The 23,911-nt window shown below is 43.2% G+C and carries 20 protein-coding genes; 10 read left to right on the top strand and 10 right to left on the bottom strand.

The window, feature by feature from the left end; translation table 11 throughout:
• Positions 1 to 8 precede the first annotated feature (8 nt).
• Entirely contained in the window at positions 9 to 818 is an 810-nt protein-coding gene (dapB, locus tag A391_RS0104735; RefSeq protein ID WP_019897714.1) for a 4-hydroxy-tetrahydrodipicolinate reductase, read from the bottom strand.
• A 42-nt stretch (positions 819 to 860) separates the two neighbouring features.
• Positions 861 to 1,877, bottom strand: a complete 1,017-nt coding sequence (locus A391_RS0104730) for an outer membrane protein assembly factor BamE (RefSeq protein ID WP_019897712.1) — start codon at positions 1,875 to 1,877, stop codon at positions 861 to 863.
• Between the two features lie 91 nt (positions 1,878 to 1,968).
• Between A391_RS0104730 and fur the strand changes: the two genes are divergently transcribed.
• Positions 1,969 to 2,394 carry a ferric iron uptake transcriptional regulator gene (gene fur, locus A391_RS0104725; RefSeq protein WP_019897711.1) on the top strand — a complete coding sequence of 142 codons (426 nt, stop codon included), beginning with the start codon at positions 1,969 to 1,971 and terminating at the stop codon, positions 2,392 to 2,394.
• A gap of 31 nt (positions 2,395 to 2,425) precedes the next feature.
• Here the strand turns inward: fur and recN are convergent, their stop codons facing one another.
• The gene (gene recN / locus A391_RS0104720) at positions 2,426 to 4,078 is read right to left on the bottom strand and encodes a DNA repair protein RecN (RefSeq protein ID WP_019897710.1); all 1,653 of its coding nucleotides are present in this window, start codon (positions 4,076 to 4,078) and stop codon (positions 2,426 to 2,428) included.
• Positions 4,079 to 4,262: 184 nt separating this feature from the next.
• The gene (locus tag A391_RS0104715; protein WP_081621916.1) at positions 4,263 to 5,132 is read right to left on the bottom strand and encodes an NAD kinase; all 870 of its coding nucleotides are present in this window, start codon (positions 5,130 to 5,132) and stop codon (positions 4,263 to 4,265) included.
• 247 nt (positions 5,133 to 5,379) lie between these two features.
• On the opposite strand from A391_RS0104715, the gene hrcA reads away from it, so the two are divergent.
• The 6 genes from hrcA (at position 5,380) to waaF (ending at position 11,881) form a co-directional block, all read left to right on the top strand.
• Entirely contained in the window at positions 5,380 to 6,390 is a 1,011-nt protein-coding gene (gene hrcA / locus A391_RS0104710) for a heat-inducible transcriptional repressor HrcA (protein ID WP_019897708.1), read from the top strand.
• Positions 6,391 to 6,452: 62 nt separating this feature from the next.
• Positions 6,453 to 7,559 (top strand): ferrochelatase, encoded by a 1,107-nt coding sequence (gene hemH, locus A391_RS0104705; protein WP_019897707.1) that lies wholly within the window; start codon positions 6,453 to 6,455, stop codon positions 7,557 to 7,559.
• Positions 7,560 to 7,637: 78 nt separating this feature from the next.
• The gene (rfaD, locus tag A391_RS0104700) at positions 7,638 to 8,642 is read left to right on the top strand and encodes an ADP-glyceromanno-heptose 6-epimerase (RefSeq protein ID WP_019897705.1); all 1,005 of its coding nucleotides are present in this window, start codon (positions 7,638 to 7,640) and stop codon (positions 8,640 to 8,642) included.
• Entirely contained in the window at positions 8,642 to 9,217 is a 576-nt protein-coding gene (locus A391_RS0104695; RefSeq protein ID WP_019897703.1) for an SIS domain-containing protein, read from the top strand. Before rfaD ends, A391_RS0104695 begins: the two co-directional genes overlap by 1 nt.
• A gap of 125 nt (positions 9,218 to 9,342) precedes the next feature.
• On the top strand, positions 9,343 to 10,803 hold the full coding sequence (gene rfaE1 / locus A391_RS0104690; RefSeq protein ID WP_019897701.1) for a D-glycero-beta-D-manno-heptose-7-phosphate kinase: 1,461 nt from the start codon (positions 9,343 to 9,345) through the stop codon (positions 10,801 to 10,803).
• 49 nt (positions 10,804 to 10,852) lie between these two features.
• Positions 10,853 to 11,881: a lipopolysaccharide heptosyltransferase II gene (waaF, locus tag A391_RS0104685; protein ID WP_019897699.1), complete on the top strand. Its 1,029-nt coding sequence runs from the start codon at positions 10,853 to 10,855 to the stop codon at positions 11,879 to 11,881.
• Positions 11,882 to 11,966: 85 nt separating this feature from the next.
• On the opposite strand, the gene A391_RS0104680 is transcribed toward waaF, so the two are convergent.
• The 5 genes from A391_RS0104680 to A391_RS13725 all read right to left on the bottom strand — a co-directional run bounded on the left by A391_RS0104680 (position 11,967) and on the right by A391_RS13725 (position 18,781).
• The gene (locus A391_RS0104680) at positions 11,967 to 12,626 is read right to left on the bottom strand and encodes an HAD family hydrolase (protein ID WP_019897697.1); all 660 of its coding nucleotides are present in this window, start codon (positions 12,624 to 12,626) and stop codon (positions 11,967 to 11,969) included.
• Between the two features lie 123 nt (positions 12,627 to 12,749).
• Positions 12,750 to 13,376 (bottom strand): bifunctional 4-hydroxy-2-oxoglutarate aldolase/2-dehydro-3-deoxy-phosphogluconate aldolase, encoded by a 627-nt coding sequence (gene eda / locus A391_RS0104675; protein WP_015832665.1) that lies wholly within the window; start codon positions 13,374 to 13,376, stop codon positions 12,750 to 12,752.
• Between the two features lie 221 nt (positions 13,377 to 13,597).
• On the bottom strand, positions 13,598 to 15,412 hold the full coding sequence (gene edd, locus A391_RS0104670) for a phosphogluconate dehydratase (protein WP_019897695.1): 1,815 nt from the start codon (positions 15,410 to 15,412) through the stop codon (positions 13,598 to 13,600).
• 182 nt (positions 15,413 to 15,594) lie between these two features.
• Positions 15,595 to 17,313 carry a carbamoyltransferase family protein gene (locus A391_RS0104665; protein ID WP_019897693.1) on the bottom strand — a complete coding sequence of 573 codons (1,719 nt, stop codon included), beginning with the start codon at positions 17,311 to 17,313 and terminating at the stop codon, positions 15,595 to 15,597.
• Positions 17,314 to 17,359: 46 nt separating this feature from the next.
• Positions 17,360 to 18,781 carry a lipopolysaccharide kinase InaA family protein gene (locus tag A391_RS13725; RefSeq protein WP_019897691.1) on the bottom strand — a complete coding sequence of 474 codons (1,422 nt, stop codon included), beginning with the start codon at positions 18,779 to 18,781 and terminating at the stop codon, positions 17,360 to 17,362.
• 335 nt (positions 18,782 to 19,116) lie between these two features.
• Between A391_RS13725 and A391_RS0104655 the strand changes: the two genes are divergently transcribed.
• Positions 19,117 to 19,995 carry a lysophospholipid acyltransferase family protein gene (locus A391_RS0104655; RefSeq protein ID WP_081621915.1) on the top strand — a complete coding sequence of 293 codons (879 nt, stop codon included), beginning with the start codon at positions 19,117 to 19,119 and terminating at the stop codon, positions 19,993 to 19,995.
• Positions 19,996 to 20,003: 8 nt separating this feature from the next.
• On the opposite strand, the gene rfaP is transcribed toward A391_RS0104655, so the two are convergent.
• Positions 20,004 to 22,007, bottom strand: coding sequence for a lipopolysaccharide core heptose(I) kinase RfaP (rfaP, locus tag A391_RS0104650; RefSeq protein ID WP_019897688.1), 2,004 nt, complete (start codon positions 22,005 to 22,007; stop codon positions 20,004 to 20,006).
• Between the two features lie 28 nt (positions 22,008 to 22,035).
• On the opposite strand from rfaP, the gene waaC reads away from it, so the two are divergent.
• On the top strand, positions 22,036 to 23,010 hold the full coding sequence (gene waaC / locus A391_RS0104645) for a lipopolysaccharide heptosyltransferase I (protein WP_019897687.1): 975 nt from the start codon (positions 22,036 to 22,038) through the stop codon (positions 23,008 to 23,010).
• A 157-nt stretch (positions 23,011 to 23,167) separates the two neighbouring features.
• A complete protein-coding gene (locus A391_RS13720) occupies positions 23,168 to 23,890 on the top strand; it encodes a lipopolysaccharide kinase InaA family protein (protein ID WP_019897685.1) in 723 nt (240 codons plus the stop codon).
• The last annotated feature ends 21 nt before the right edge of the window (positions 23,891 to 23,911 follow it).

Raw genomic sequence — 23,911 nt, 5'->3', positions numbered from 1 at the left:
TGGCGTTATTAACGTAAGCCCAATACATCTCGCATATCGTATAAGCCAGATGTTTTATCAGCTAAATATTTGGCAGCGCGCAATGCACCCAGCGCGAAAGTAGCACGACTGCTCGCTTTATGGGTAAGCTCTACACGCTCCCCAATACCAGCAAGCACAACAGTATGGTCACCAACCACATCCCCACCACGTAAAGTTGCAAAACCAATTTTGCCAGCCTCACGTTCACCGGTCACACCTTCGCGTGCATAAACTGCACAATCTTTCAAATCTTGACCTAAGCCTTGCGCAGCAGCCTCACCCAAACGCAAAGCTGTTCCAGATGGCGCATCTACTTTATGTCGATGATGCATTTCCACCACTTCAATATCGTAACCCTCATTTAGCACGCGGGCAGCTTGCTCAACCAGGTTAATCAGCAACGTCACCCCCACACTCATGTTCGGTGCAAACACAATTGAAATATTTCTTGCAGCAGCCTCGATGACTTTCTTTTCTTCAGCAGAAAACCCTGTCGTACCAATAATCATTTTCACACCATGTTTTTGACATGCAGCAAGGTAAATCATACTTGCTTCTGGTCTCGTAAAATCAACCAGCACATCAGCATCCTTTAGTGCAATATCGATATCAGAAACCACTTTAACACCTGACACTCGACCCAATTGCTCACCAACATCTCGACCAAGGTGAGCATTATCCGCACGATCTAAAGCACCATGCAACACTAACTCAGTATCCGCAAACACACCTTCCAACAAAGCATGCCCCATACGTCCAGAACAACCAGCAATGACAACTTTTAACGGATTACCCATATCAACAACCTATCAAATTCTATAAATTACTTCTAAAAAAGATTAAAAACCAATCTTTTCCAACATGCGATCAAAAAAGCTAGGCTCATTCTCTGGTGGCAAGCCTTTTGGTGTTGGTGCTGTTTTGTTGCCTACACGGGTTGAAGGAATCTCTGCAGCCACCTCTGATTCCAACTCATCTTCAATTAATGAACGTAACTGACGATCAAACAACATTCCTGACGGTGAGTCATAAAATGGTGAGTTAACTGGTTGATCAACAACTGGCGGCACAACCACCGCTGGCTCAGCCTTCGGAGACAAAGTATCACCAGCAACATCAGTCCCTCTCGACACTACAGCCTCATTGGATAAAGTTGCTGCTTGACTTTCCTCAGCAATAGGCACGACAGGCGCATCAACCACATTCGTCACAGGAGATGGTGCAACAGGCACTTCTAAAGGAACCGCAAGCATTGATCTAGAGGCATCAACATCGGAAGCTGCTTCAGTTGGCACTATCACTGGCGTACTTAACTCCGCACCAGCATCTTTCTTCTCTGCGCCAGCGTCTTTAATGACACTTTCCTTTTCTACAACAGACTTAGCTTGTGCAGCATCGTCTTTTTCCCAAAATTTCAGTTTATTGATTAAGCTTTTTTCTTCTGGCTTCTTATAGGGCTCGACTACCCGGGTACCAGTATTAGGGTTTGTGTCTGCGCCTTCGGATTTACTACTACCGCTTGGAATCACATCACCACGCACAGTTTTCAACAAATCTTTCTCAAAATCAAGAATAACGCGACGCTGCTCAGTGATCTTTCCAGCCTCTCGCATTTGATACACGTAGTCCCAACGGTTACCGTGAAAGCTATCTTGAATAAGTGGCGTACCCATAATAAAGCGAACTTGCGACTTCGTCATACCAGGACGCAATTGCAATAGCATTTTGGATGTCACCACATTGCCTTGCTGGACATCTAATTTATATGGCTTAATGCTTGGCAATGCAGTACCACATGCAGAACACAGTAGCGCCAGCAAAACAACTAGATAACGTAAAGTAGAAAAATAACGCATATCATGACTTTAATTTGAATTAGCGTTAATATACCACGTAGCGCCTCAAGCAAAAACATCCAACTTTACTAATTGTGAACAATCTAAAATTATGCAAGATCAAAAAGATTTAAAAAATGCGGGATTAAAAGCCACCTTGCCGCGACTCAAGGTACTAAACCTATTTGAAAATAGTAAAGACCGCCATCTATCTGCTGAAGACATCTACAAAATCATGATTAACTCTGGTGAAGATGTTGGGCTAGCAACTGTATATCGCGTACTCACTCAGTTTGAACAAGCAGGCCTGTTAGTCAGACACCATTTTGAAAGCGGAAAAGCTGTGTTTGAACTCAACAGCGGGGGACATCATGACCATATCGTCTGTATCAAATGTGGTCGTGTTGAAGAATTTTACGATCCTGAAATTGAGAAGAGGCAAGAAACTGCAGCCGCAAAACTGGGTTTTACCATGCAGGATCACTCGCTTACTATTTACGGCGTTTGTACTAAACAGCCTTGTGAAAGTAAAGAGTAAGCAACTGGCCACTCACAACTATAGCGACAAATTACCTTAACAACATCTCCTTCGCATGCTCTCTTGTTGTTTCGGTAATTTCAATCCCGCCTAACATTCGCGCAATTTCCTCTATGCGGTCAGCAGCACTCAGCGAATTAATAGTGCTCAAAGTTTGACCATTTTCCTGAGATTTACTTACACGCAAATGGTGCTTACCAAGTGCTGCAACTTGTGGCAAGTGTGTAATCACTAACGCTTGACGTTGCTCACCTAATTGCTTGAGCAAATTACCAACCACCTCAGCCACTCCGCCGCCAATACCAACATCGACTTCATCAAAAATCATGGTTGGCACACTACCCTGCTGCGCAGTCACCACACGAATCGCCAGACTAATTCTAGACAACTCGCCACCTGAAGCCACTTTACTTAAGGGACGTGGCGCGACGCCGGCATGTCCAGCCACTAAAAATTCGACCTGCTCTAAACCATTAACACTTGGTGCGACTGGCGCCAACTCCACCCAAAATTGCCCTCCGCTTAAGGATAAGCGCTGCATCTCTGCTGTAATTTTTTGATGCAAGGTTAATGCAGCATCTTTTCTACCTGCACTTAGTTTCTCAGCCTGTTTTTTATACGCATCAAATGCCGCGGCCTCCTGCTCCGCAAGCGCACCGTCATCCGCAATACCAGACAACTCTAACATTCTAGCTTGCCAGCTTTCCAGTAGAGCTGGTAGATCTTCTACGCGAGACCGATACTTACGTGCCGCGGAGTGAATCGATTGAATTCTCGCATCCACCTCACTCAAACGCGCAGGATCTAACTCCGTACGCTGAATATATCGATTTAAAGACCTGCTAGCTTCCTGCAGCTGAATCATGCCCGAATCAACAGACTCGGTGACCTCACCCAGACTAGCATCGTAGGTATGCATGCTTTGCAGATGATGCTGCACTTGCGCTAACAAGCTTAACGCTGACAACTCACCTTCACTGAGTAACTCTACACAAGCTTCTCCACTAGCAATTAAGCTAGCGCCATTTGAAAGAAGCATATGCTCATGCTGGAGCGCAGCCCACTCTTCCGCATTAAATGCTAATGCAGTCAACTCACGCACGTTATCTCGCAATAGCGCTAATTCATCCGCATACGCTTCTGCGTTCTTTTCCAGTGCCAAGCGCGTGACGTGTAAGCGGTGCCAAAGCTTATATTGCTCAGCAACTTGAGTGGCTACATCAAACAAGCCGCCAAACTCATCTAGAATTTGGCGTTGCGTTGCAGGCTTGAGTAAAGAATGATGGGCATTTTGGCTGTAGATATCAACTAAAAACTCACCCAACTCTTTGAGTTGCTGCATCGTTGCTGAAGTGCCGTTAATAAAAGCGCGCGAACGTCCATCAGCATAAATGACACGCCTCAGTAACAACTCAGGCTCATCGTGGGCAATTTCCTGCGCAGCCAACCAAGTTAAAGCATCATCGTTATTTTGCAATGAAAAACTTGCACTAATTTCAGCTTTATCACAGCCAATTCGAGTAACACCACCTTCGCCACGCGCACCCAATGCAAGGGATAGCGCATCGATTAAAATAGATTTACCTGCTCCGGTTTCACCTGTCAGCACGGTAAATCCGGATTGAAAATCAAGATCAAGCCGATCAACAATGACAAAATCTCGAATTGAAAGCGTGTGTAGCATAATTCAATTAATCCATTTTATAGCCATATCGAAATGACAAGGCTTTAAGCAATATTGGCTAGCATTAATACAATTAAAATAGTTTAGTTTTCGCCTATATCGAATGTAAAAACTTAGTCACCTACCAGAAGAAAAACGGCATGAATACAAGCAGCAACAGCGACTTTTAAAAGTTGCTGTTGTATCAACCCCAGTTAAGCTTATTTCTGAGCATGTCAAAATAACAATACTCTATTGGGTGTAGTAGCGAGATTGTTTTTTCCGCACGCCGCACCATCACTTTATCGCCAATTTCCAAGCCTAGCTGGAACTGTCCATCAAAACTTATTTGCGCTTCATCAAACTGCACGACAGTCACCACGATATTGCTGGCACTATTCACTGCAATTGGTCTGTTACTCAATGTATGCGGGCAAATTGGCACCAGTGAAATTGCCTCTAAATTGGGGTGTAAAATTGGGCCACCTGCCGACAGTGCGTATGCAGTTGCGCCTGTTGGCGTGCTTATAATTAAACCATCGCTGCGCTGTTTATAAACAAACTTATTGTCTATTTCGATTTCCAGCTCAATTAAACGCAAGCCGCTTTTAATCACTACATCATTAAGTGCATGACTACTGTAAACAATCTGACCATCTCTTACCACGTCCGTAGAAAGCAACATGCGAGGTTCTTTGATGAAATCACCTGCAAGCATGCGATCTATTTCAACCAGCATATCTTCTGCACGCAAGTCAGTTAAGAACCCAAAGCGACCACGATTGATACCGACCAGTGGAACTTCCGTATCAATTAGACTTCGAGCTACACTGAGCATAGTGCCATCACCACCCATGACAATCGCAAGGTCAGTTGCTTGACCAATTTCATCCAAGGTTAAGGTGTTATATTCAGTAAGTTGAGCATGATGTGCTGTATTGGCCTCAATCCAGACTTCGTGGTTTTTGGCGGCTAAATGCTGTGCTAAATCAGCCAAATCACTCCGCATCAACTGTAAAGCCGATACGTTCATATATTTGCCGATAAGCGCTATTTTTTTAAAGTTTGTCTGCACGGCAGAATTAAAACATAGTCAGGAAATCTTAGCAAAGCTAGATACAAAATATATTTACAAAAAGTGTATTAAGTCATGAATTTATCCAAAACATCTCAAGATGACTGCCATTCATTCACTTACAGACTAAAACTGATACTGGCGTGATAGATTTTATATTTTAAAAACGCCTATTTCCTATAAAAGAAATAGCCTGAACAATTTAATAAGATTGCCTAATTAAGCTAACTACCTGATAATTTGAGTTGTGGATAAACGCTCGCAAATTTTACTTAAAACCTTAGTTGAACATTATATTAGTGATGGTCAACCTATTGGCTCTCGCACCCTACTGCAACATTCTGGCTTAGATGTCAGCCCTGCGACTATTCGCAATGTAATGAGTGATTTAGAGCAGCTTGGATTTATTGCCAGCCCACACACCTCAGCAGGTCGCATACCGACACAAAAAGGTTATCGCTTATTTGTAGACTCTCTCCTGACGGTAAAACCTCTAGACTCAATTGTTCTGCAACAACTTAAAAGTGGCCTATCCTCACCCAACCCTAGCGAGCTGATTGCAAATGCAGCAGACATGCTATCTCAACTGACTCAGTTTGCAGGCGTCGTCATGACACCAAAACGCAAACGAATTGCATTTAAGCACTTGGAGTTTTTGACACTTTCAGACAAAAGAATATTGGTCATCATTGTGACCAGTGATGGAAATGTACAAAATCGCATTATCCTCACTGAAAAACCTTTTAGTGCAAGTGAGCTGACACAAGCAGGCAATTACTTTAACGCACACTTTTCTGGTCATACATTCGAGGAAGTTAAGCAAAAACTACATGCTGAACTTAAGCAAATGCAGAATGACATGAACCAACTGATGACCGCTGCACTCGAAGCAAGCAGCAAGAAGACAGATGATGATGGCGTAGTGATTGCAGGTGAACGCAATCTATTGCAAGTGGACGACTTATCTACCAATGTGACAAGCTTGCGCAAGTTGTTTGAGATTTTTGAACGCCGCACTAGCCTGATGCAGTTATTAGACAATAGCCAACGTGCAGAAGGCATACAGATCTTTATCGGCGGCGAAAGTGGTTACTTACCTCTGGACGAGTGCAGCATGATTACCGCACCCTATGAAGCAGATGGGCAAGTCGTAGGTACACTAGGCGTGATTGGCCCAACCCGCATGGCGTACGAAAGAGTGATTCCTATTGTCGATGTCACTGCAAAGTTATTGTCAAATGCACTCTCTTCTCAGTAAACAATCAAAACAGCCTCTACTTAAGAAGTTGATACTAAATCCATTATAAATAGATTGATAACATGTCATATTACAACCCAGAACCAAAGTACGACCATGGAGACCAGCTCAAAGTAGGTATCCTACTTGCAAACTTAGGCACGCCAGATGCGCCTACGGCAAAAGCATTACGACCTTATTTACGTCAATTTCTAAGCGATCGCCGTATCGTAGAAATTCCAAGGCTGATTTGGTGGCTTATTTTAAATGGCATTATCTTAGTGATTCGCCCCAAAAAATCAGCTGAAAAATACGCTAGTGTATGGTCTAGTGAGGGTTCACCTTTAATGGTTCATGCAAAAAAACAAACACTGTTGCTACGTGGATTTCTGGCACAAAAAATCAACTCCCCGTTCACAGTAGAGTTGGGTATGAGTTACGGCAACCCCTCGATGGCAGGTGCAATTGAAAAACTAAAAGCGCAACATTGTGACCGTATATTAGTGTTCCCTTTATATCCACAATATGCTGCAAGCAGCACAGCAAGTGCATTAGATGCAGTTTGGCGCACACTACTCAAAACACGTAATGTGCCAGCGATTCGCACCATTAAACACTATCACGACCACCCGGCTTATATTGAAGCATTAGCACAAAGCGTGCGCGAGCATTGGCGCATCAATGGCAAGCCCAGCAAATTAATCATGAGCTTTCATGGTGTACCCAAATTCCATCTACTTAAAGGGGATATGTACCACTGCGAATGCCACAAAACTGGGCGATTATTAGCAGAGGCCCTTGGGTTAAATAAGGATGAATATGCCATCGCATTTCAATCTCGCTTCGGTAAGCAAGAATGGCTAAAACCTTACTTAGCAAATATGTTGGAGTCTTTGGGTAAAGCAAAAGTAAATCGTATTGATGTCATTTGTCCTGGCTTTTCTAGCGACTGCCTAGAAACACTAGAAGAAATTGCCATAGAAGGTAAACATATATTCCAAAGCAACGGCGGCGGAGAATATCACTACGTTCCGGCGCTCAATGAGAACGATGCTTGGATACACGCCATGACAACCATTGCTCTAGAGAACCTGCAAGGCTGGGTGAGCACTGAGTGGGATGCGAATATGGCTAAAAAAGATGCTGAACTGACGAAATTAAGGGCAGAAAGTTTAGCCAATAATCAATAAGCGTTATACTCAATGCTTTATAATTTTACTGATGCTGCTTAATTTTTAGCAGTGCATTAATGAATTAGGTATTAATCCATGATTGTAATTACTGGCGGCGCCGGCATGATAGGCTCTATCATCGCATGGCATCTCAACACCAAGCTTAACCGTGATGATATCGTGATTGTCGACCGCATCACGCATGAAGAGCAGTGGCAAAACCTTACACATCGCCAATACGCGCATTATTTAGATAAAGACCAGCTCATGTCTTGGCTTGAGGGTGCGGACAGTAAAGGTCGCACGGATATTGAAGCAGTGATTCATATGGGGGCTATCAGCGCCACCACTGAGCGCGACTTCAACAAACTAGTTGAAACCAATATTCAATACTCACAAAATCTATGGACTTGGTGTGCAAATCATCAAGTACCGTTTTTCTATGCAAGCTCAGCTGCCACTTATGGTGATGGTAATTTGGGTTATGACGATGCAAGTATAGAGAACCTTCGCCCACTGAATGGCTATGGCTATTCAAAACACTTTTTCGACCAGTGGGCATTGCGTCAGGTTAACAAAAAGTTACCGACACCGCCTAATTGGGCAGGTTTTAAGTTCTTTAACGTGTATGGTCCAAATGAGTACCACAAAGAACGGATGGCAAGCGTAGCATTCCACACTTTCAATCAGTTCAGCGAAACTGGCACGATGAAGTTATTTAAAGGCACAAAAGCAGGGGTTGAAGACGGCATGCAGATGCGTGACTTTGTTTATGTCAAAGACGCTGCTGCCGTTGTAAACTACTTCCTTGAGTCTGCACTGGCTAAGAAATCAGTACCCAATGGCATCTACAACATTGGTACTGGCAAAGCGCGTAGCTTTAAAGACTTGGCGACCAATGTCATGCAAAGCATGAATCGTGAGCCACATATTACCTTTGTCGATATGCCGCAAGACTTACAAGGCAAGTATCAATACTTCACAGAGGCCGCCATGAGCAAACTTGCAAGCGCAGGTTACACTCACCCTTTTCACAGCCTAGAAGATGGCGTACGTGACTATGTGCAAAATTACTTAACGCAAGAGGATAAATACTGCTAATGAGTACGACTAATAAGTATGTTGATTATCTCAAAGGCGAACACGCTGCACATATGGCGATGTTCAATGCCTTAGAGCCACTTTTTCCACTCATTAGCGATGTAGGCATCGCCATGCAGAACACCATTAAAAATGGTGGGAAAATTCTACTAATGGGTAACGGTGGCAGTGCAGCAGATAGCCAACATATTGCCGCTGAAATTGTGGGTCGATTTAAAAAAGAGCGTAAAGGGATGCCTGCTATTGCGTTAACAACTGATACATCTATTCTCACTTCGGTTGGCAACGATTACGGCTACGACTACATTTTTGCACGGCAAATCGAAGCACTGTGTCGCCCAGAAGACTTGGTAATTGGCCTTACTACAAGTGGCAATAGCGCAAATGTTGTCAGTGCCATAGAGGCTGCAAACGCTATTGGCGCAACAACAGTCGGCTTAACTGGTGGTACTGGCGGCAAACTGAATAATCTATGTACTTACAATATCGTTATCCCATCTAGCGTGACTGCGCGCATTCAAGAAGCACATATCTTTGTTGGGCATTCACTTTGTGAGATTTTAGAGTCTGAATAAAATACTTAACATAGGGATGACAACCTACATTGAAATCCCTATGTACTTAGAAGACACCAAACATCTGCTTTGGTAGCAATGACAAAAACGAATATAACATTGATAGATGTATAATCTCATCCACCATGACCCAACAAACACTTCTCGATACTGTTAAACAATTCGGTAATCTTAATCAGCATGCACTAGTGATTGGCGATGTGATGCTAGATCGTTACTTAATGGGAGAAGTAAACCGTATTTCTCCAGAAGCGCCAGTTCCGGTCGTATTAATCAAGTCACAGCAAGATAGAGCTGGTGGCGCCGCGAATGTGGCCGCCAATTTATCCTTACTTGGCATCAAAACACATATCATTGGCTGCGTTGGTGCAGATAATGAAGCTAATATTCTGCTAAATTTAATGATTGATACAAAAATTAATATCAATCACGTCATTCGCTCAAACCAACGCCCGACCGTCGCCAAAACCCGCATTTTAGGCGGGCATCAACAAATGATGCGCTTAGATCAGGAAGACAGCACCACATTCAGTGCAAACGAGAATTCGCAGCTATTACATGCGATTGCTGAAGAAATTGCACTTGAACCCGCGGTCGTCATTTTGTCTGACTATGCCAAGGGTTTACTGAGCACCGACGTTTGCCAGAAAATTATTGAAATGTGTAATGCACAAGGTATTACCACGCTGGTTGACCCTAAAGGGCATGATTACAGCAAATACAAAAGCGCCACAGCGCTTACACCAAACAAAAAAGAGACCGCAGAGGCTTGCGCTGTTTCTATCCATGATGCCAACTTAATTGATAAAGCAACAGCACTCAAAAATACGCTGGATCTAGCTTTTTTAGTGGTTACACGTGGTGAAGAGGGTATTTCATTGATTGATGACAGCAGCCACTTATTACCAGCCACAGCCAAACAAGTGTTTGATGTTTCTGGCGCAGGTGACACTGTGATTGCCACCCTTGCCGCAGGCCTCATACACGCACTCAGCCCATTAGAAGCATTGCAACTTGCCAACATTGCTGCAGGCGTTGTTGTAGGTAAAGTAGGCACAGTGCCCATTAGCCGCGATGACTTAATTGAAGCTTTAGCCAGTGAGCAATCTTCTGAGCAAGCGCATAAAGTGTGTGACTTACCCCATCTTATGCAAAAAGTAGATGCTTGGAAAAAAGCTAATCAAAAAATCGTATTTACCAATGGCTGCTTTGATTTGTTACATGCTGGCCACGTCACCTATTTAGAAGCAGCAAAGAAACGCGGCGATAAACTAATTTTAGGATTAAATACCGATCGCTCAGTCAGTGCGATTAAAGGACCAACCCGCCCAGTTGTGCATGAAAATGATCGTGCGCGCGTACTGGCAGCGTTAGAATCTGTCGATGCAGTTATCCTATTTGATGAAGATACGCCGCTTAGTTTAATTAATGCGGTTAAACCTCATGTGATTGCAAAGGGAAGTGACTACACAGCAGACCAAGTAGTGGGTGGAAAAGAGGTTGAGTCCTGGGGTGGTGAAATCGCGCTAATCGACTTAGTCGCTGGCCGTAGTACCAGTAACATCATTAAAAAAATGAATAGTTAATACTCTCCTGTAAAAATACCAGAACACCAGCATCAACGCTAACGCATTAATGACAAACACAACCAACAAAATTCTAATACTTGGCCCCGCTTGGGTCGGCGACATGGTGATGGCGCAAAGTTTGTTTAAAGTACTAAAAAGCAACCACCCAGATTGCATAATCGACGTTGCAGCTCCTGCTTGGACACTGCCTTTACTAGAACGCATGCCTGAAGTTTCCGGCAAGATTCCACTACCGTTCAAGCATGGTGAACTAGCATTTTTTGATAGAATAAAATTTGGGAAATCACTGAGAAACCAAGGCTACACACAAGCCATTGTTTTAACTAACTCACTCAAATCTGCCTTGCTCCCTTGGGCTGCCAATATTAAACAGCGAACGAGTTATTTAGGTGAAATGCGTTATGGCCTTATTAATGATGTTCGGCCTCTGGACAAAACCAAACTAAAGAAAACTGTAGAGCGCTTTGTAAACTTAGGTCTAAGCAGAGCGCAAACGCTAACTTCACCAATACCTATTCCGACGCTGAAATATAGTAAAACTAATGCTTTATCGATATTAAATAAGATTGGTTTGACTGAGCCAACAAGCAAGATACTAGGTTTATGCCCTGGTGCGGAGTTCGGCGAGGCAAAACGCTGGCCGATTGAGCACTACGCAGAGGTCGCGAATCAAGCGTTAAATCAAGGTTGGCAAGTATGGCTATTTGGTTCAGAAAAAGACATTCCAGTCACCTCCGCTATCAACCAGATAACGCAAAACCGCTGTACTGATTTTGGCGGAAAAACCAAACTTGGCGAAGCGATTGACCTGATGGCCATGTGCGACAGCATCATCAGCAACGATTCAGGTCTGATGCACGTTGCCGCAGCATTAGACAAGCACCTGATTGCCATCTACGGATCGTCTGACCCTCACCACACACCGCCGATGCACCCAAACGCAGTAGTTGAATATCTAGGTTTAGCATGTAGTCCATGCTTCAAACGTGAGTGCCCTCTCGGCCACCTAAACTGCCTTGTAAACATCAAGCCGAATGATGTCATCAAAAAAGTGATTCCCATTACCCAAAGCTGAGTAGGCGCCAAAGCCAGACTAGGCGTAAGTTAAACTCACTTAGATTTGGCTATTAGGATTTAGCTAATAGGATTCGCCTAATTACTTACATTAAAGCTAATAAGTTTTTCACCACATGAATTCGGTGCATTTGGCAGTACGCTTGCCAATCGGCCACCTCAGTCCAGTCACTTAGGAATACAAAATCTAATCCGGCACGTGTTGCTGCTTCAAAGTCATACTTGCTATCTCCAATAAACAGAGCAGGGAACTGCAAATGGCCGTTTTCTTTCTCACGTGCCAGCACCGTATCTTTGTTATCAGGGCTACCAAACAAGCCACCATCAAAATACTTTGCCAAATCACGCTTAGCAAACAAGGTGCGAATTTCTTGCTGATCTCCGCCTGATAGTATCATCCAACTCGCTTTTGGTGTAGCTTGTCGCAATGCACTTAAGCCTTCAGCTATTTGACACTCCATCAATACCACTTCAAGCTCTCGAGCGAATTCATCTAATAATATCTGAATGGCTTCTTTTGTAACGGGCTGATGCGTTATTTCACGCAGATAGTAATCAAACTTATGATAGCGAGAAATGCCCCCTAATCGCACGTGATAATCAACTAAGGCCTGCGCTTGAGCGTCGGTAGCACCCAAGCTCTTTGCTGTTCTAAAATAGGCTTCAGTTTTAACTATGTTAGAGTCGAGCACCACGCCATCGCAATCAAATACAATGGTTTTATATTTTTTGATATCTATTTGCAAATTCTATCCAAACTTTGAATCTTAATGAAAAAGGGCTTTGCACTAAAACTTAGTACAAAGCCCGATGATAGCTTTCTGATATAACTGTTTAGTGAATTTAGCTCACTATTTCAGACTGCTCACCTAAGCCGCTTTAATAGCACTCGCCTCTTTGGCTAACTTAGTAATGTGTGCCCAATCGCCACGTGCAACTGCATCGGCTGGCGTTAACCATGTACCGCCGCAAACGACTACGTTAGGTAACGCCAAGAATTGAGGTGCGCTCTCAACAGTAACACCGCCTGTAGGACAGAATTTCACATCGCCGAATGGACCAGCAAAACCTTTTAGCAAGTTAATACCACCCACAGCAACTGCTGGGAATAGTTTTAAGAAGTAGTAATCATCAGCATTTGCCATCATGATTTCTGAGCCAGTAGAAACGCCTGGCAATAACGGCAAACCGATTTTACGTGCGTATTGACCTAGTTCACTGGTATAGCCTGGGCTAACTGCAAACTGACAACCAGCATCTTTAGAAGCTTGCGCATCTTTAAGGTTACGTACTGTACCTGAACCTAAAATTGCATCAGGTACGTGTTTAGCAATTTGCTCCATACCGGCTAATGCGCATGAGGTACGCAACGTTACTTCTAACACTTTGATACCACCTTCAAGTAGCGCTTCTGCCATTGGCACAGCATCCTCTACTCTGTTAATCACAATCACTGGAATCACTGGACCGTGATTAGCTAAATCTAATGTACTCATTTTTTCTACCTATGATGTTAATTTATTTTTACTGGACTCATGCGCAAGCATGAATCCAGTGTTTTAAAGTTTTGCAAAACTAGAAACCGTTTCAAAATTAATTATATTTCCAAACGCGTTCAAAAACTTTGATAATCAAAGGATAACTAGGCGCATGAGCGCAGACAGTACAACTAGTACGGCAAGCGAGATGCAACAACGTTATCGTTTGATTTGCAAGGTTATAACCAGGTGACTGCGCCTTCTTCGGCTGATAGTACGTTTTTACGCATACCACCAAATAACTCACGACCAAAACCGTGTGAGTTGCTATGACGCTTACTATCAGAAAGCTCGGCAACTTCACGCTCTGCCCATTCATCTTCATCAACCAGCACGTTCACCATGCCTACAGTCGCATTGAGGCGAATAATATCGCCATCACGCACTTTAGCTAGTGGACCACCTGCTGAGGCTTCAGGGCTTAAATGGATAGCTGCTGGAATCTTGCCTGATGCCCCACTCATACGGCCATCGGTCACAATAGCCACTTTAAACCCTTTGTTTTGCAACACAGCCATCGGCGGTGTTAACTTGTGTAGTTCTGGCATACCGTTGGCTTTAGGGCCTTGGAAACGCACCACTGCAATAAAGTCTTTTTCGAGCTCACCACGGTCAAACGCGGCTAATAACTCTTCCTGCGCATCAAATACAATCGCTGGTGCTTCAATGATGTGACGGTCTTCAGGCACTGCTGAGATTTTAATCACACTACGACCCAAATTACCTTTAAGTAAGCGCAAGCCACCTGACTCACTGAATGGGAATGCCGCTGTGCGCACGATCGTTTCATCACTGCTTTCTTTTGGCAAATCTTTCCAAACTACTTTATTTTCTTCTTTCACTGGCAATTTACCGTACTCACGTAAACCACCGTGCGCAACGGTTAATACGTCAGGGAACATGTAACCAGCCTCGATCAATTCACGAATCACAAATGCTGGACCGCCAGCAGACTGGAATTCATTCACGTCTGCTTTACCATTAGGATAAACACTCGCTAATAGTGGCGTTGTTTTAGCTAAATGGTAGAAATCAGTCCAATCAATAATAATGCCTGCTGCGCGCGCAATAGCGACCCAGTGAATCAAATGATTAGTAGAACCGCCCGTAGCCAACAAAGCAACCATTGCGTTCACAATCACATGCTCATCCACCATGCGGCCAATCGGCGTGAAGTTTTTACTTTTGATGTTATTTAACACCATTTTTACAGATTCACGCGTGAGCAACTCACGCAATCCTTCGTGAGGATGCACAAAAGCAGCACCAGGCACATGCAAGCCCATGGCTTCCATCAACATTTGGTTGCTGTTAGCAGTACCGTAAAACGTACAGGTACCAGCACCATGATACGCCGCCGACTCTGAAGCAAGCAACTCTTCACGACCGACTTTACCTTGTGCATACTGCTCACGTACTTTAGATTTAGTCGTGTTATCAATACCAGTGCTCATTGGACCGGCTGGCACAAATACACAAGGCAAATGTCCAAACTGTAACGCACCAATCAAAAGACCTGGCACGATTTTATCGCAGATACCTAATAACAATGCCGCATCGAACACATCATGTGAAAGTGCAATCGCAGTACCCATCGCAATCGTATCGCGGCTAAATAGCGACAACTCCATGCCTGGCTCACCTTGGGTAATGCCGTCACACATCGCTGGTACGCCACCAGCCACTTGAACAGTTGCACCGTATTTATGTGCTTCATCACGAATAATATCAGGATAGTTAACATAAGGCTGATGCGCGGAAAGCATCTCGTTATAGGCGGTAACAATACCGATATTAGGTGCTTTTTCTACCACCACACGCAATTTATCATTCGCTGGCATTGCAGCAAAAGCATGTGCCACGTTTGCACAACCCAGACGGTCTGCACCACGTGGTCGATTAACGATATCATCCAAACGGTTCAAATAGGCCGTGCGCGTTGGGCGGCTTTTCTCAATAATACGTTCAGTAACTTCTATATGGGACTGTTTCATAATTTTAGATACTCTACTCAGATAACTGACTTAACTAGCGGAACTTAATAATAAAAATGACTTACTAAGTAAAGATAAACATCAACCCCGATTATCGCTAAACTAAGGCATATCGTCAAACAAAAGCCGCTAATAAGCGGCTTTTGTTTGACGTCAATTTAGACCTTTTAATTTACATCAAATCATTTTTTAGTCACTAAAACATCTTCCATCATCAAATACTCTAGGTCGCAACCATAAAACATATTCAACGCATCAGTCGGTGAACAAATCATAGGCTCACCACGACGATTTAACGAAGTGTTTAGCACCACAGGCACGCCACGTAACTTCTCAAGATGTTCTATCAACTCATAGTAGCGAGGGTTAGTTTCTCTTGTAACGACTTGAGCTCTCGCAGTACCATCTTCATGCACAACTTCTGGAATGCGTGACTTCCAATGCTCCGCCACATCAAACGTAAACGTCATATAAGGCGCAGGATGCTCAGTCTGCAAAATATCAGACGCAACACGATCCAGCATACTTGGGCAGAATGGGCGCCAGCGCTCACGATATTTAATTTGCGCGTTGATTCTATCAGCCACTCCAGGATAACTTGGGTCGCCTAAAATACTACGGCAACCAAGTGAACGTGGACCGAACTCCATACGGCCTTGCAGCCATGCTAATGGGTTACCACTCGCTAGCAATTCAGCAGCTTTTTGCGGTGCATTCTCGACGCGGGTAAAGACTGGCTTCTGCGGATGTGCCTCACATGCCGCGACACATTCTTCTGATGTAAAAGCTGGCCCTAAGTAAGCATGCTCCATTTTCTGAATTGAATCACCAGCTAAGTGCGCCGCATAGGTAGCTGCTCCCAAGGAAGTGCCGTTATCACCTGATGCAGGTTGAACAAATAGCTCTTTAACATGAGGCATCGCAATAATGCGTTGGTTCAATTTCACGTTAAGTGCAACGCCACCCGCCATCGCAATACGGCCAGTTTCCTTGATAATATCACCGAGGTAATAATCAATCATTTTTAGTGCTACATCTTCTAACAATGCTTGCACAGAAGCTGCATAGTGAATATAAGGATCGTCAATTTCATCGCCGTGGCGCTTAGGACCTAGCCACTCAATCAACTCAGGTGTGAAATAATAGCCCTTGCCATTTTCTTTATAGCGGCGTAAACCAACCACGTTCACTAATTCAGTATTGACACGTAAATCACCGTTCTCAAACGTCACCAATTTAGATAAATCATATTTACTTGCATCGCCATAAGGCGCCATGCCCATGACTTTAAACTCACCATCTAGCATCTCAAATCCAAGATACTCGGTGATTGCACCATACATACCACCTAATGAGTCAGGATCATAAAATTCTTTGATTTTATGGATCTTCCCATTTTCACCATAGCCAAAGAATGTGGTCGCGTACTCACCTTTACCATCGATACCAACAATCGCTGTTTTCTCTTTGAAACCGCTCAAATGATAAGCACTTGAAGCATGCGCCAAGTGGTGCTCAACTGGCACGAACTTAGCGTTAGTTAAGCCTAAGTCTGCCATTAACTTTAATGATTTATCACGATTACGACGGAAACGACGATTACCGTTAAAAATGGCATCAAGCGCGCGATCAGGCGCGTACCAGTGACGTTTAGCGTAATGCCAACGCGCACTCGTACTTAATGGAATTTCCGCATAGGGGAAAGCAACGATATCAACCTGTTCTGGTTTGATACCAGCTTGCTTCATACAAAATTTTGCAGCTTCATACGGAAATTTATTTTTCGCATGCTTATCGCGAATAAAACGTTCTTCTTCCGCTGCTGCAATAATTTTACCGTCGACCAAAATGGCCGCTGAAGCGTCGTGCCCTAATGCACCTGATAAACCTAATACAATCATTGAGTTAACTCTACTAAATTATTGTCGAATTTCATGTAAATAAAATTCAATCACTTAAAATTTTCGCTTTTTTGAGCGGTGAATGGTCTACATAAACCACTTTAAAAGCCTGTAAGAACGCATTATACAGGGATGTGTCATCTTTCCAATTTCGCATAAAGCGCCGCAAGTCTTTTGCATGGGCTTTTGATGCAAAATATTGGCAATGATGCTGTTGCATACTGTCTAAATCTATCAACATAGGACGGGTGCCCAACATTTTGATGTTACTGAACTTCATATCGCCATGAGATAGTTTTAGCAAATAAAGGCGATAGAACAACTGGACAATCTCTTTAACAGCCTCATCACTCACCGCAGGGTCTTGAGCCTGTGCAAAATAGGTCGCTACATCTGGCGCCTCTACATATTCACTTAAAAAGTAAGCTTTTCCTCTTAAGTAAAAATCTCGCTGCTCTATCAACGCGATAGGTTTAGGGGTATTAATCCCCAAAAAATTTAACCGATAGGCATTTGCCCAAGAAATGGAAGCCCGTGTTTGGCGGAACATTCGACTTAAGCGATGGGTCACGTTTTTGATGTTATAGCGCTTAACGACCACGTCCGTATCATCAATTTTAGCCAACGCTACCGTACACGTGTTGCCGTCTTTAAGCAAGTTAGCCTTAGCAATTAAGGCATCGAGTTGCTTGATTTCCGAAGGAATAGGTAAACTTGAATAAGCGCTAGCCCAAGCGATAAAGCTATTTCGATATTGATGAGTATTGATATCGGTACATTGGCGAAACACTTTCTTATCAGCATACATCGATGCAATTTTTTGACGATAAGCATTAACCAACCCCGGCACAGTGGCTCGATGCGGAAAGGTCTTCCAATCTCGAGTTTGTGCGTAAACAGCCAATAAATCGTCGATCCAATATTCAATATCTAAAACATCAAATTTCGATAATAATAAACTCAGATTTTGCAAAGCAGTTTTTTGATCCAACTTTGCATAATGGCGTATACCATCTCCATCAATCGTATAAACATGCTCAGCTGTAGCTAAAAAATTCTTTGGGTACAAATCCGTTTGTAGCAAATTAGCTTGGTGATGGCTTGCTACGACCTTCACCAATTTGACCGCCAAATCAAATCTGCCCTGATGACTTGATGTAGCTAATAACTGCTCTGTATTCACAGCGTCAGCAATCGCGGTAAAAATTAATACATAGGCCAATGCACCATCAACAATAGACTCGTCTTTGTGTAGCAGGGATGGCGTTAAAATATTTGCTGCTGCCAAATAATTAACGCCAGACAAGTCTCGTAAATAATGCTGCTTGGCACGTGCACCATAAAAAACTTTAGCAAAGACTGCTTGCCCGTTCCAGACGCCACGCACCACTATGCGCTGATGCGGGACTGTTCGAACAGTCTCATCAACAAGGATAGGCTCTGAATTATTTAGTAAAATTTGCTGCAAGCTAGTGACTTAAATGATGATAGTTTTGGGAGTTTAGCGTTAAATTCAGTAGTTAAAACAAGTTAGTTACAATCCAAGCGCACGTCGAAATCAATTTACCATCAAAACGTTTAATTATGGGTCTTCACGTGTCGTTTTGTACTTTACAACTCAAGAAAACAACAAACATCAATTGATGACATCACTATGATTATAACTTCTAGGTTTACTTTTTTCATGTGATTATTCATGGCAATTGTGAATGATGAATTCTAGTTGAAAATTATCATATCAAATTTCATGTAATAATAGCGCTTAGCTTTTATTCGCCACCCCAACCCCATCACTACTGCTCGGTGATTAAATACATTAACCATATGCTCATATTTTTTAGCAAACTCTTAGCTTTTTTACCACTGCCTTTTATCCACCAAATTGCAAAAGCACTTGGTTGGATACTGTATTTCTGTAACACCAAAAGCGCACGTATACAACGCAGTAATATTGAGCAAAGTAGTTTATGTAAAAATGAAGATGCAATCAAACAACTGATTAATGCAAATATCACAGAAACAGGAAAGTCATTATTAGAGTCCCTAGCAATATGGGGGAAAAGTGAGTCCGAGCTATCTAGCTTAGTCAAAGGAATTGTCGGCTGGGAGGATGTAGAAGCCGCATTATCATTGGGTAAAGGTCTTATCTTTTTAACCCCTCACCTAGGTTGCTTTGAAATAACCTCTATTTGCTACGGCGCTAAGCACCCTGTGACAGTACTTTATCGACCACCAAAGCTAAAATTTTTACAGGATCTGATTGTAAAAGGCAGATCACGCACTGGCGTAACGCTTGCTGAAGCAAATGCTAACGGTGTACGCAAGCTTATGCAGGCGCTTAAACGCGGCGAAGCAATCGGCATACTGCCTGACCAAATCCCCGCTGAGGGCGAAGGCGAGTGGGCTGACTTCTTTGGCAAACCCGCCTACACCATGACTTTAGCAAGTAAATTAGCAGAAAAAACTGGCGCTAAGGTAATGATGGTGTTCGGAGAACGACTCAGCAACGGAAGTGGCTATCATATCTATTTTAATAAAGTAGATACAATCGCCACGCCTACCTTATTAAACCAAGCAATTGAGCACCAAGTCGCCCAAAAACCAGAACAGTATTTATGGCAATATAACCGCTACAAAGCAAGGCGACATGCGATGCAGAAATTGAATGCGCCTAAAGATTAAGTAACCGCTTAGTAATCTACAGCGTCTCTCTCCGCTTTCACTCGCTTCTGGAACTTATCACTGTTAAACCTGGCGTATAACTTGTGTGCACGCTTATCAACTTGTTGCCAGAACTTTGCATCCTGCGGCAAATAGTGCGCCTTAAATATATCCCAGTCCTGCGCAGTAAAGCCGTAATCCATGCATGAGAATATCAAACCGGCAATGTCTTTGCGCACAGCACTGCCATGAACAGGCTGGTGATGCAGCACTCGATGTAGATCTAACAAATAAAACTCAGTATCTTCCGTCACGATTACATTACGCTGAAGTGCAATATGACACAGATAGAAATCGCGATGACTTAAACCTGCACTATGAAAACGCTTGGCTAACTTAGCAACAGCAATCAACATAGTCTGGCGCTCTGTTTGGCTAGGCGGGTTCGTCACCCATGTTTTACATATGTCTTCTAATGAAACAATGTCGCCTAAGTCTTCAGTGAGCAAGAATGACTGTTGTGTAGCTGCACACCGTCCGCTTACACCATAGGCTGCCATTGGCGTTGTGCGTATACCTAAGGTAGTGAGCGTTTGTATCGCATGCACTTCTGTCATCGCACCTATCACAGGGCGCTTTGCACTTAAATAGTTTTTAACGAGCTCTTTCCAACCCACGCCACCATGTTGTTTAACAAAGTATGAGCGGTCTTTAATACCTACTCGCATGGTTTTACGATTTGCAGCAGCGCGCACCGTAAAACCACTCAGCGCCATAAAATCATTAAAAGACATGCCTTTTAATTGCGCATCATGCTCAGGTGCAATCCATAACAAAAGGTCTTTATTGTTCTTATCCGACGCTACTTTAAGTGGTGATGTTTTCATGGTATCTACAATATTAGTCAGTATGCGCGCCTCCGCTTGCCCTGGATTACGCTGCATAAGTTGCTGCGCATAGCGTCGTCCAGTCTTTTGGTAAGCCTGAAGATGTCCTTGCAGAAAATCAAGCAAAACTGAGTTAAGAGCATCCTGTGAGAATGGTGACTTTAATACAACGCCAGCCTTTGCTTGTTCAATATGAGACGCATAACCACATTGGTCGGTAGTAATAACAGGCAAACCACAAGCCATCGCCTCTAACAGCACGTGGCCAGCTAACTCACGTCTTGCAGGATGTATCATCACATCACTCGCTTGCATTAACTGAGGAATATCATCACGCCCACCCAGCACTTTAATTTGCGACACTAACCCTAACTCTGCAATTTGCTTGTTCAAATGCTGCGCTGAATCTTGTCCAATAATCAACAGCTTCACCTGCTGACGTAACGCAACAGGCAAGGCATGAACGGACAGCACCGCACGGTCAGCGCCTTTAGTTTTAAAGCCAGAGCCAACTAATAATAAAACCAGATCTTCAGCCTTAAAGCCAAAACTTGCACGCATATCAGAGCGCAATACTTGACGCTTGTCCATATCCACGTCACTGTACTCATCACGAGGCATACCAAAACGCAGTGGTGATAAAAATGGTGGTATTAAGTGAAAACGTGAATCGGGGGTGTAATACCAACGTTGGAATAAGGATTGCTCAGCCTGCGTCAGCGTGAAAATATGACAGTGTCCGTTCACATTAAAAATAGCATCCTCTGCCCGTTGAAACCACTTAAACCGAGGTGTGTAGCGATACCACCAAGGCCGCTCATCATAAGCTTTGGCTACAAAACAAGAGTCGGCTGCAAAATACACATCTAAACCAGCCATTCGATTGAACCCTACGATTAAATCTACATGGCTGTCGTTTATTTCTTGTTGAATATTTTGAATCAAATTTTCATGCTTTTGATGATTTAACCAACCCTTACTCTCGCATACCACGACTTTTAGATTATCTGGTTTCGCACCCTGCCATTGCCCAGTAAAAACAGTGACTTCATGACCTAGTGCAATGCAATCTTGGGCGATACGTAACATATCGCGCTGCACACCACCATAAGGAAAATATTTAAAGATAATAAAAGCGAATTTCATTTATAGAATTGTATGCGAAAATATCACTATGAAACGTATTTTGCTGGTTAAAACCTCATCACTTGGTGATGTCATACACAATCTGCCTGTCATCAATGATATTTTGCATCATTACCCTGATGCGCATATTGATTGGGTGGTTGAAGAAGCATTTGCTGACATTCCACGCTTACACCCAAAAGTGAAGAACATTCACCACGTGGCAATCAGGCGCTGGCGGAAGAATCTATTAAAACAAAGCACTTGGCATGAAATAAGCGAATGTAAGCATTTACTATCAGCACAACCCTATGATGCAATTATTGATACACAAGGCTTGGTAAAGAGTGCAATCATTGCTTGCGGTGCATCGGGGTCAAGATATGGGTACGATAAACACTCTATACGCGAATCATTTGCCAGCCATTTCTATCAACACACCTACAATATTTCATACCAACAGCATGCAGTGACTCGCAATCGCTCATTGGTGGCACAAAGCTTGGGTTACATTGTTCCCAACGGCGCACCAGACTACGGCATTCAAGCCCCTCTTTTAGAGATCGAATCCCTAAACATTGAGATTAACAGCCCTTATGTGATTGGCTTACATGGCACCAGCCGAGACAGTAAATTATGGCCAGAATCTCATTGGATTAATTTAGCATCTGCACTTAAAGCACAACAGTTAAAACTATTACTACCTTGGGCCAGCCAGGCTGAATATACGCGCGCACTAAGAATTGCCAGTGCAGCGACCAATGTGGTTGTGTTACCTAAGCTCAGAATTGCACAATTGGCCAGCCTAATTTCAAAAGCACGCTATGCAATCGGCGTAGATACAGGCTTATCTCACCTAAGTGCAGCTTTAAGCACACCTACTGTTGCCATCTATACGGATACTAATCCTGAACTTACGGGCGTCATGGCAGGTGCCAATGCCCCCGCCATAAACCTAGGTAACATTAATATGATTCCTAGTGTTGATGAGGTTCTCAAAGTACTAGAAACACTATCAACTTAAACTCAATCTAATTTACAACCATTTCTAATCTAGGACTTAACACTAAGGCTGAGGCTAAAGTTTGCAGCTAAAACCTAACAAACCAACGCAAGTTGTATAATGTAGCAATTATTGTCTAAACATCGTCACGGTTAGTGACACTCACAGATTAAAACTTATGCGTAACTCATCGTCATTGTCAGCAAAGTCTTTAGAAGGTGCAAAGATTATTGAGTTTGACCCGAGAGGTCTCAAAGTATTAAAGCTTGCCAATGGGAATATACTCAAATTATTCAGACTACGTAATCAATGGAGCATTGCTAGGTGGTATGGCTATGCACAACGCTTTTGTGCAAATGCTAAGCGCCTACATCATCTGCGCATACCCACCGTAAATGTCGTTGACACTTACTTATTAGCAGATGACGCAATTTTTAGCGCACTACCTGCACCTATTGTATTTAAACCAAAGAAAAACAACGCGCAAACTTACGCTGTTGAATACATGCCATTACCTGGTAAAACACTTAAAGAGTTACTCATGAGTGAAGAGTTAAGCACCGCACATATTGCGCAGTTAGGTGCTTTTATTGCACGTTTGCACAGTTCAGGCGTGCACTTTCGATCATTACATTTAGGCAATATCGTGCTAACACCAGAAGAAGAAATGGGATTGATTGATGTTGCTGATATGTGCATTTATCCATGGGCATTATGGTTTAACACACGCTTGCGGAGCTTTCGCCATGTGACACGCTATGCCAAACTAAACGAACAATTTGGTCAGAAAAATTGGCAATTGCTAACCGTCGCTTATATTCAACAAGCCAAATTAACTAGCAAACAAGCACTAGTATTTCAGAAAACAATGAAAACGTTTTTAGACAATCCACCACATTAATAAATGACTGAGCCAGATTGA

Source organism: Methylotenera mobilis 13 (assembly GCF_000384255.1).
Taxonomy (GTDB): domain Bacteria; phylum Pseudomonadota; class Gammaproteobacteria; order Burkholderiales; family Methylophilaceae; genus Methylotenera; species Methylotenera mobilis_B.
This window is presented reverse-complemented; position numbering and strand designations above follow the sequence as displayed.

Bases quoted from the DNA above. Each gene is read 5' to 3' on its own strand.
- dapB (WP_019897714.1), bottom strand. From the start codon at position 818: ATGGGTAATCCGTTAAAAGTTGTCATTGCTGGTTGTTCTGGACGTATG.
- A391_RS0104730 (WP_019897712.1), bottom strand. From the start codon at position 1,877: ATGCGTTATTTTTCTACTTTACGTTATCTAGTTGTTTTGCTGGCGCTA.
- fur (WP_019897711.1), top strand. From the start codon at position 1,969: ATGCAAGATCAAAAAGATTTAAAAAATGCGGGATTAAAAGCCACCTTG.
- recN (WP_019897710.1), bottom strand. From the start codon at position 4,078: ATGCTACACACGCTTTCAATTCGAGATTTTGTCATTGTTGATCGGCTT.
- hemH (WP_019897707.1), top strand. From the start codon at position 6,453: ATGTCATATTACAACCCAGAACCAAAGTACGACCATGGAGACCAGCTC.
- rfaD (WP_019897705.1), top strand. From the start codon at position 7,638: ATGATTGTAATTACTGGCGGCGCCGGCATGATAGGCTCTATCATCGCA.
- A391_RS0104695 (WP_019897703.1), top strand. From the start codon at position 8,642: ATGAGTACGACTAATAAGTATGTTGATTATCTCAAAGGCGAACACGCT.
- rfaE1 (WP_019897701.1), top strand. From the start codon at position 9,343: ATGACCCAACAAACACTTCTCGATACTGTTAAACAATTCGGTAATCTT.
- waaF (WP_019897699.1), top strand. From the start codon at position 10,853: ATGACAAACACAACCAACAAAATTCTAATACTTGGCCCCGCTTGGGTC.
- eda (WP_015832665.1), bottom strand. From the start codon at position 13,376: ATGAGTACATTAGATTTAGCTAATCACGGTCCAGTGATTCCAGTGATT.
- edd (WP_019897695.1), bottom strand. From the start codon at position 15,412: ATGAAACAGTCCCATATAGAAGTTACTGAACGTATTATTGAGAAAAGC.
- A391_RS0104665 (WP_019897693.1), bottom strand. From the start codon at position 17,313: ATGATTGTATTAGGTTTATCAGGTGCATTAGGGCACGACGCTTCAGCG.
- rfaP (WP_019897688.1), bottom strand. From the start codon at position 22,007: ATGAAATTCGCTTTTATTATCTTTAAATATTTTCCTTATGGTGGTGTG.
- waaC (WP_019897687.1), top strand. From the start codon at position 22,036: ATGAAACGTATTTTGCTGGTTAAAACCTCATCACTTGGTGATGTCATA.
- A391_RS13720 (WP_019897685.1), top strand. From the start codon at position 23,168: ATGCGTAACTCATCGTCATTGTCAGCAAAGTCTTTAGAAGGTGCAAAG.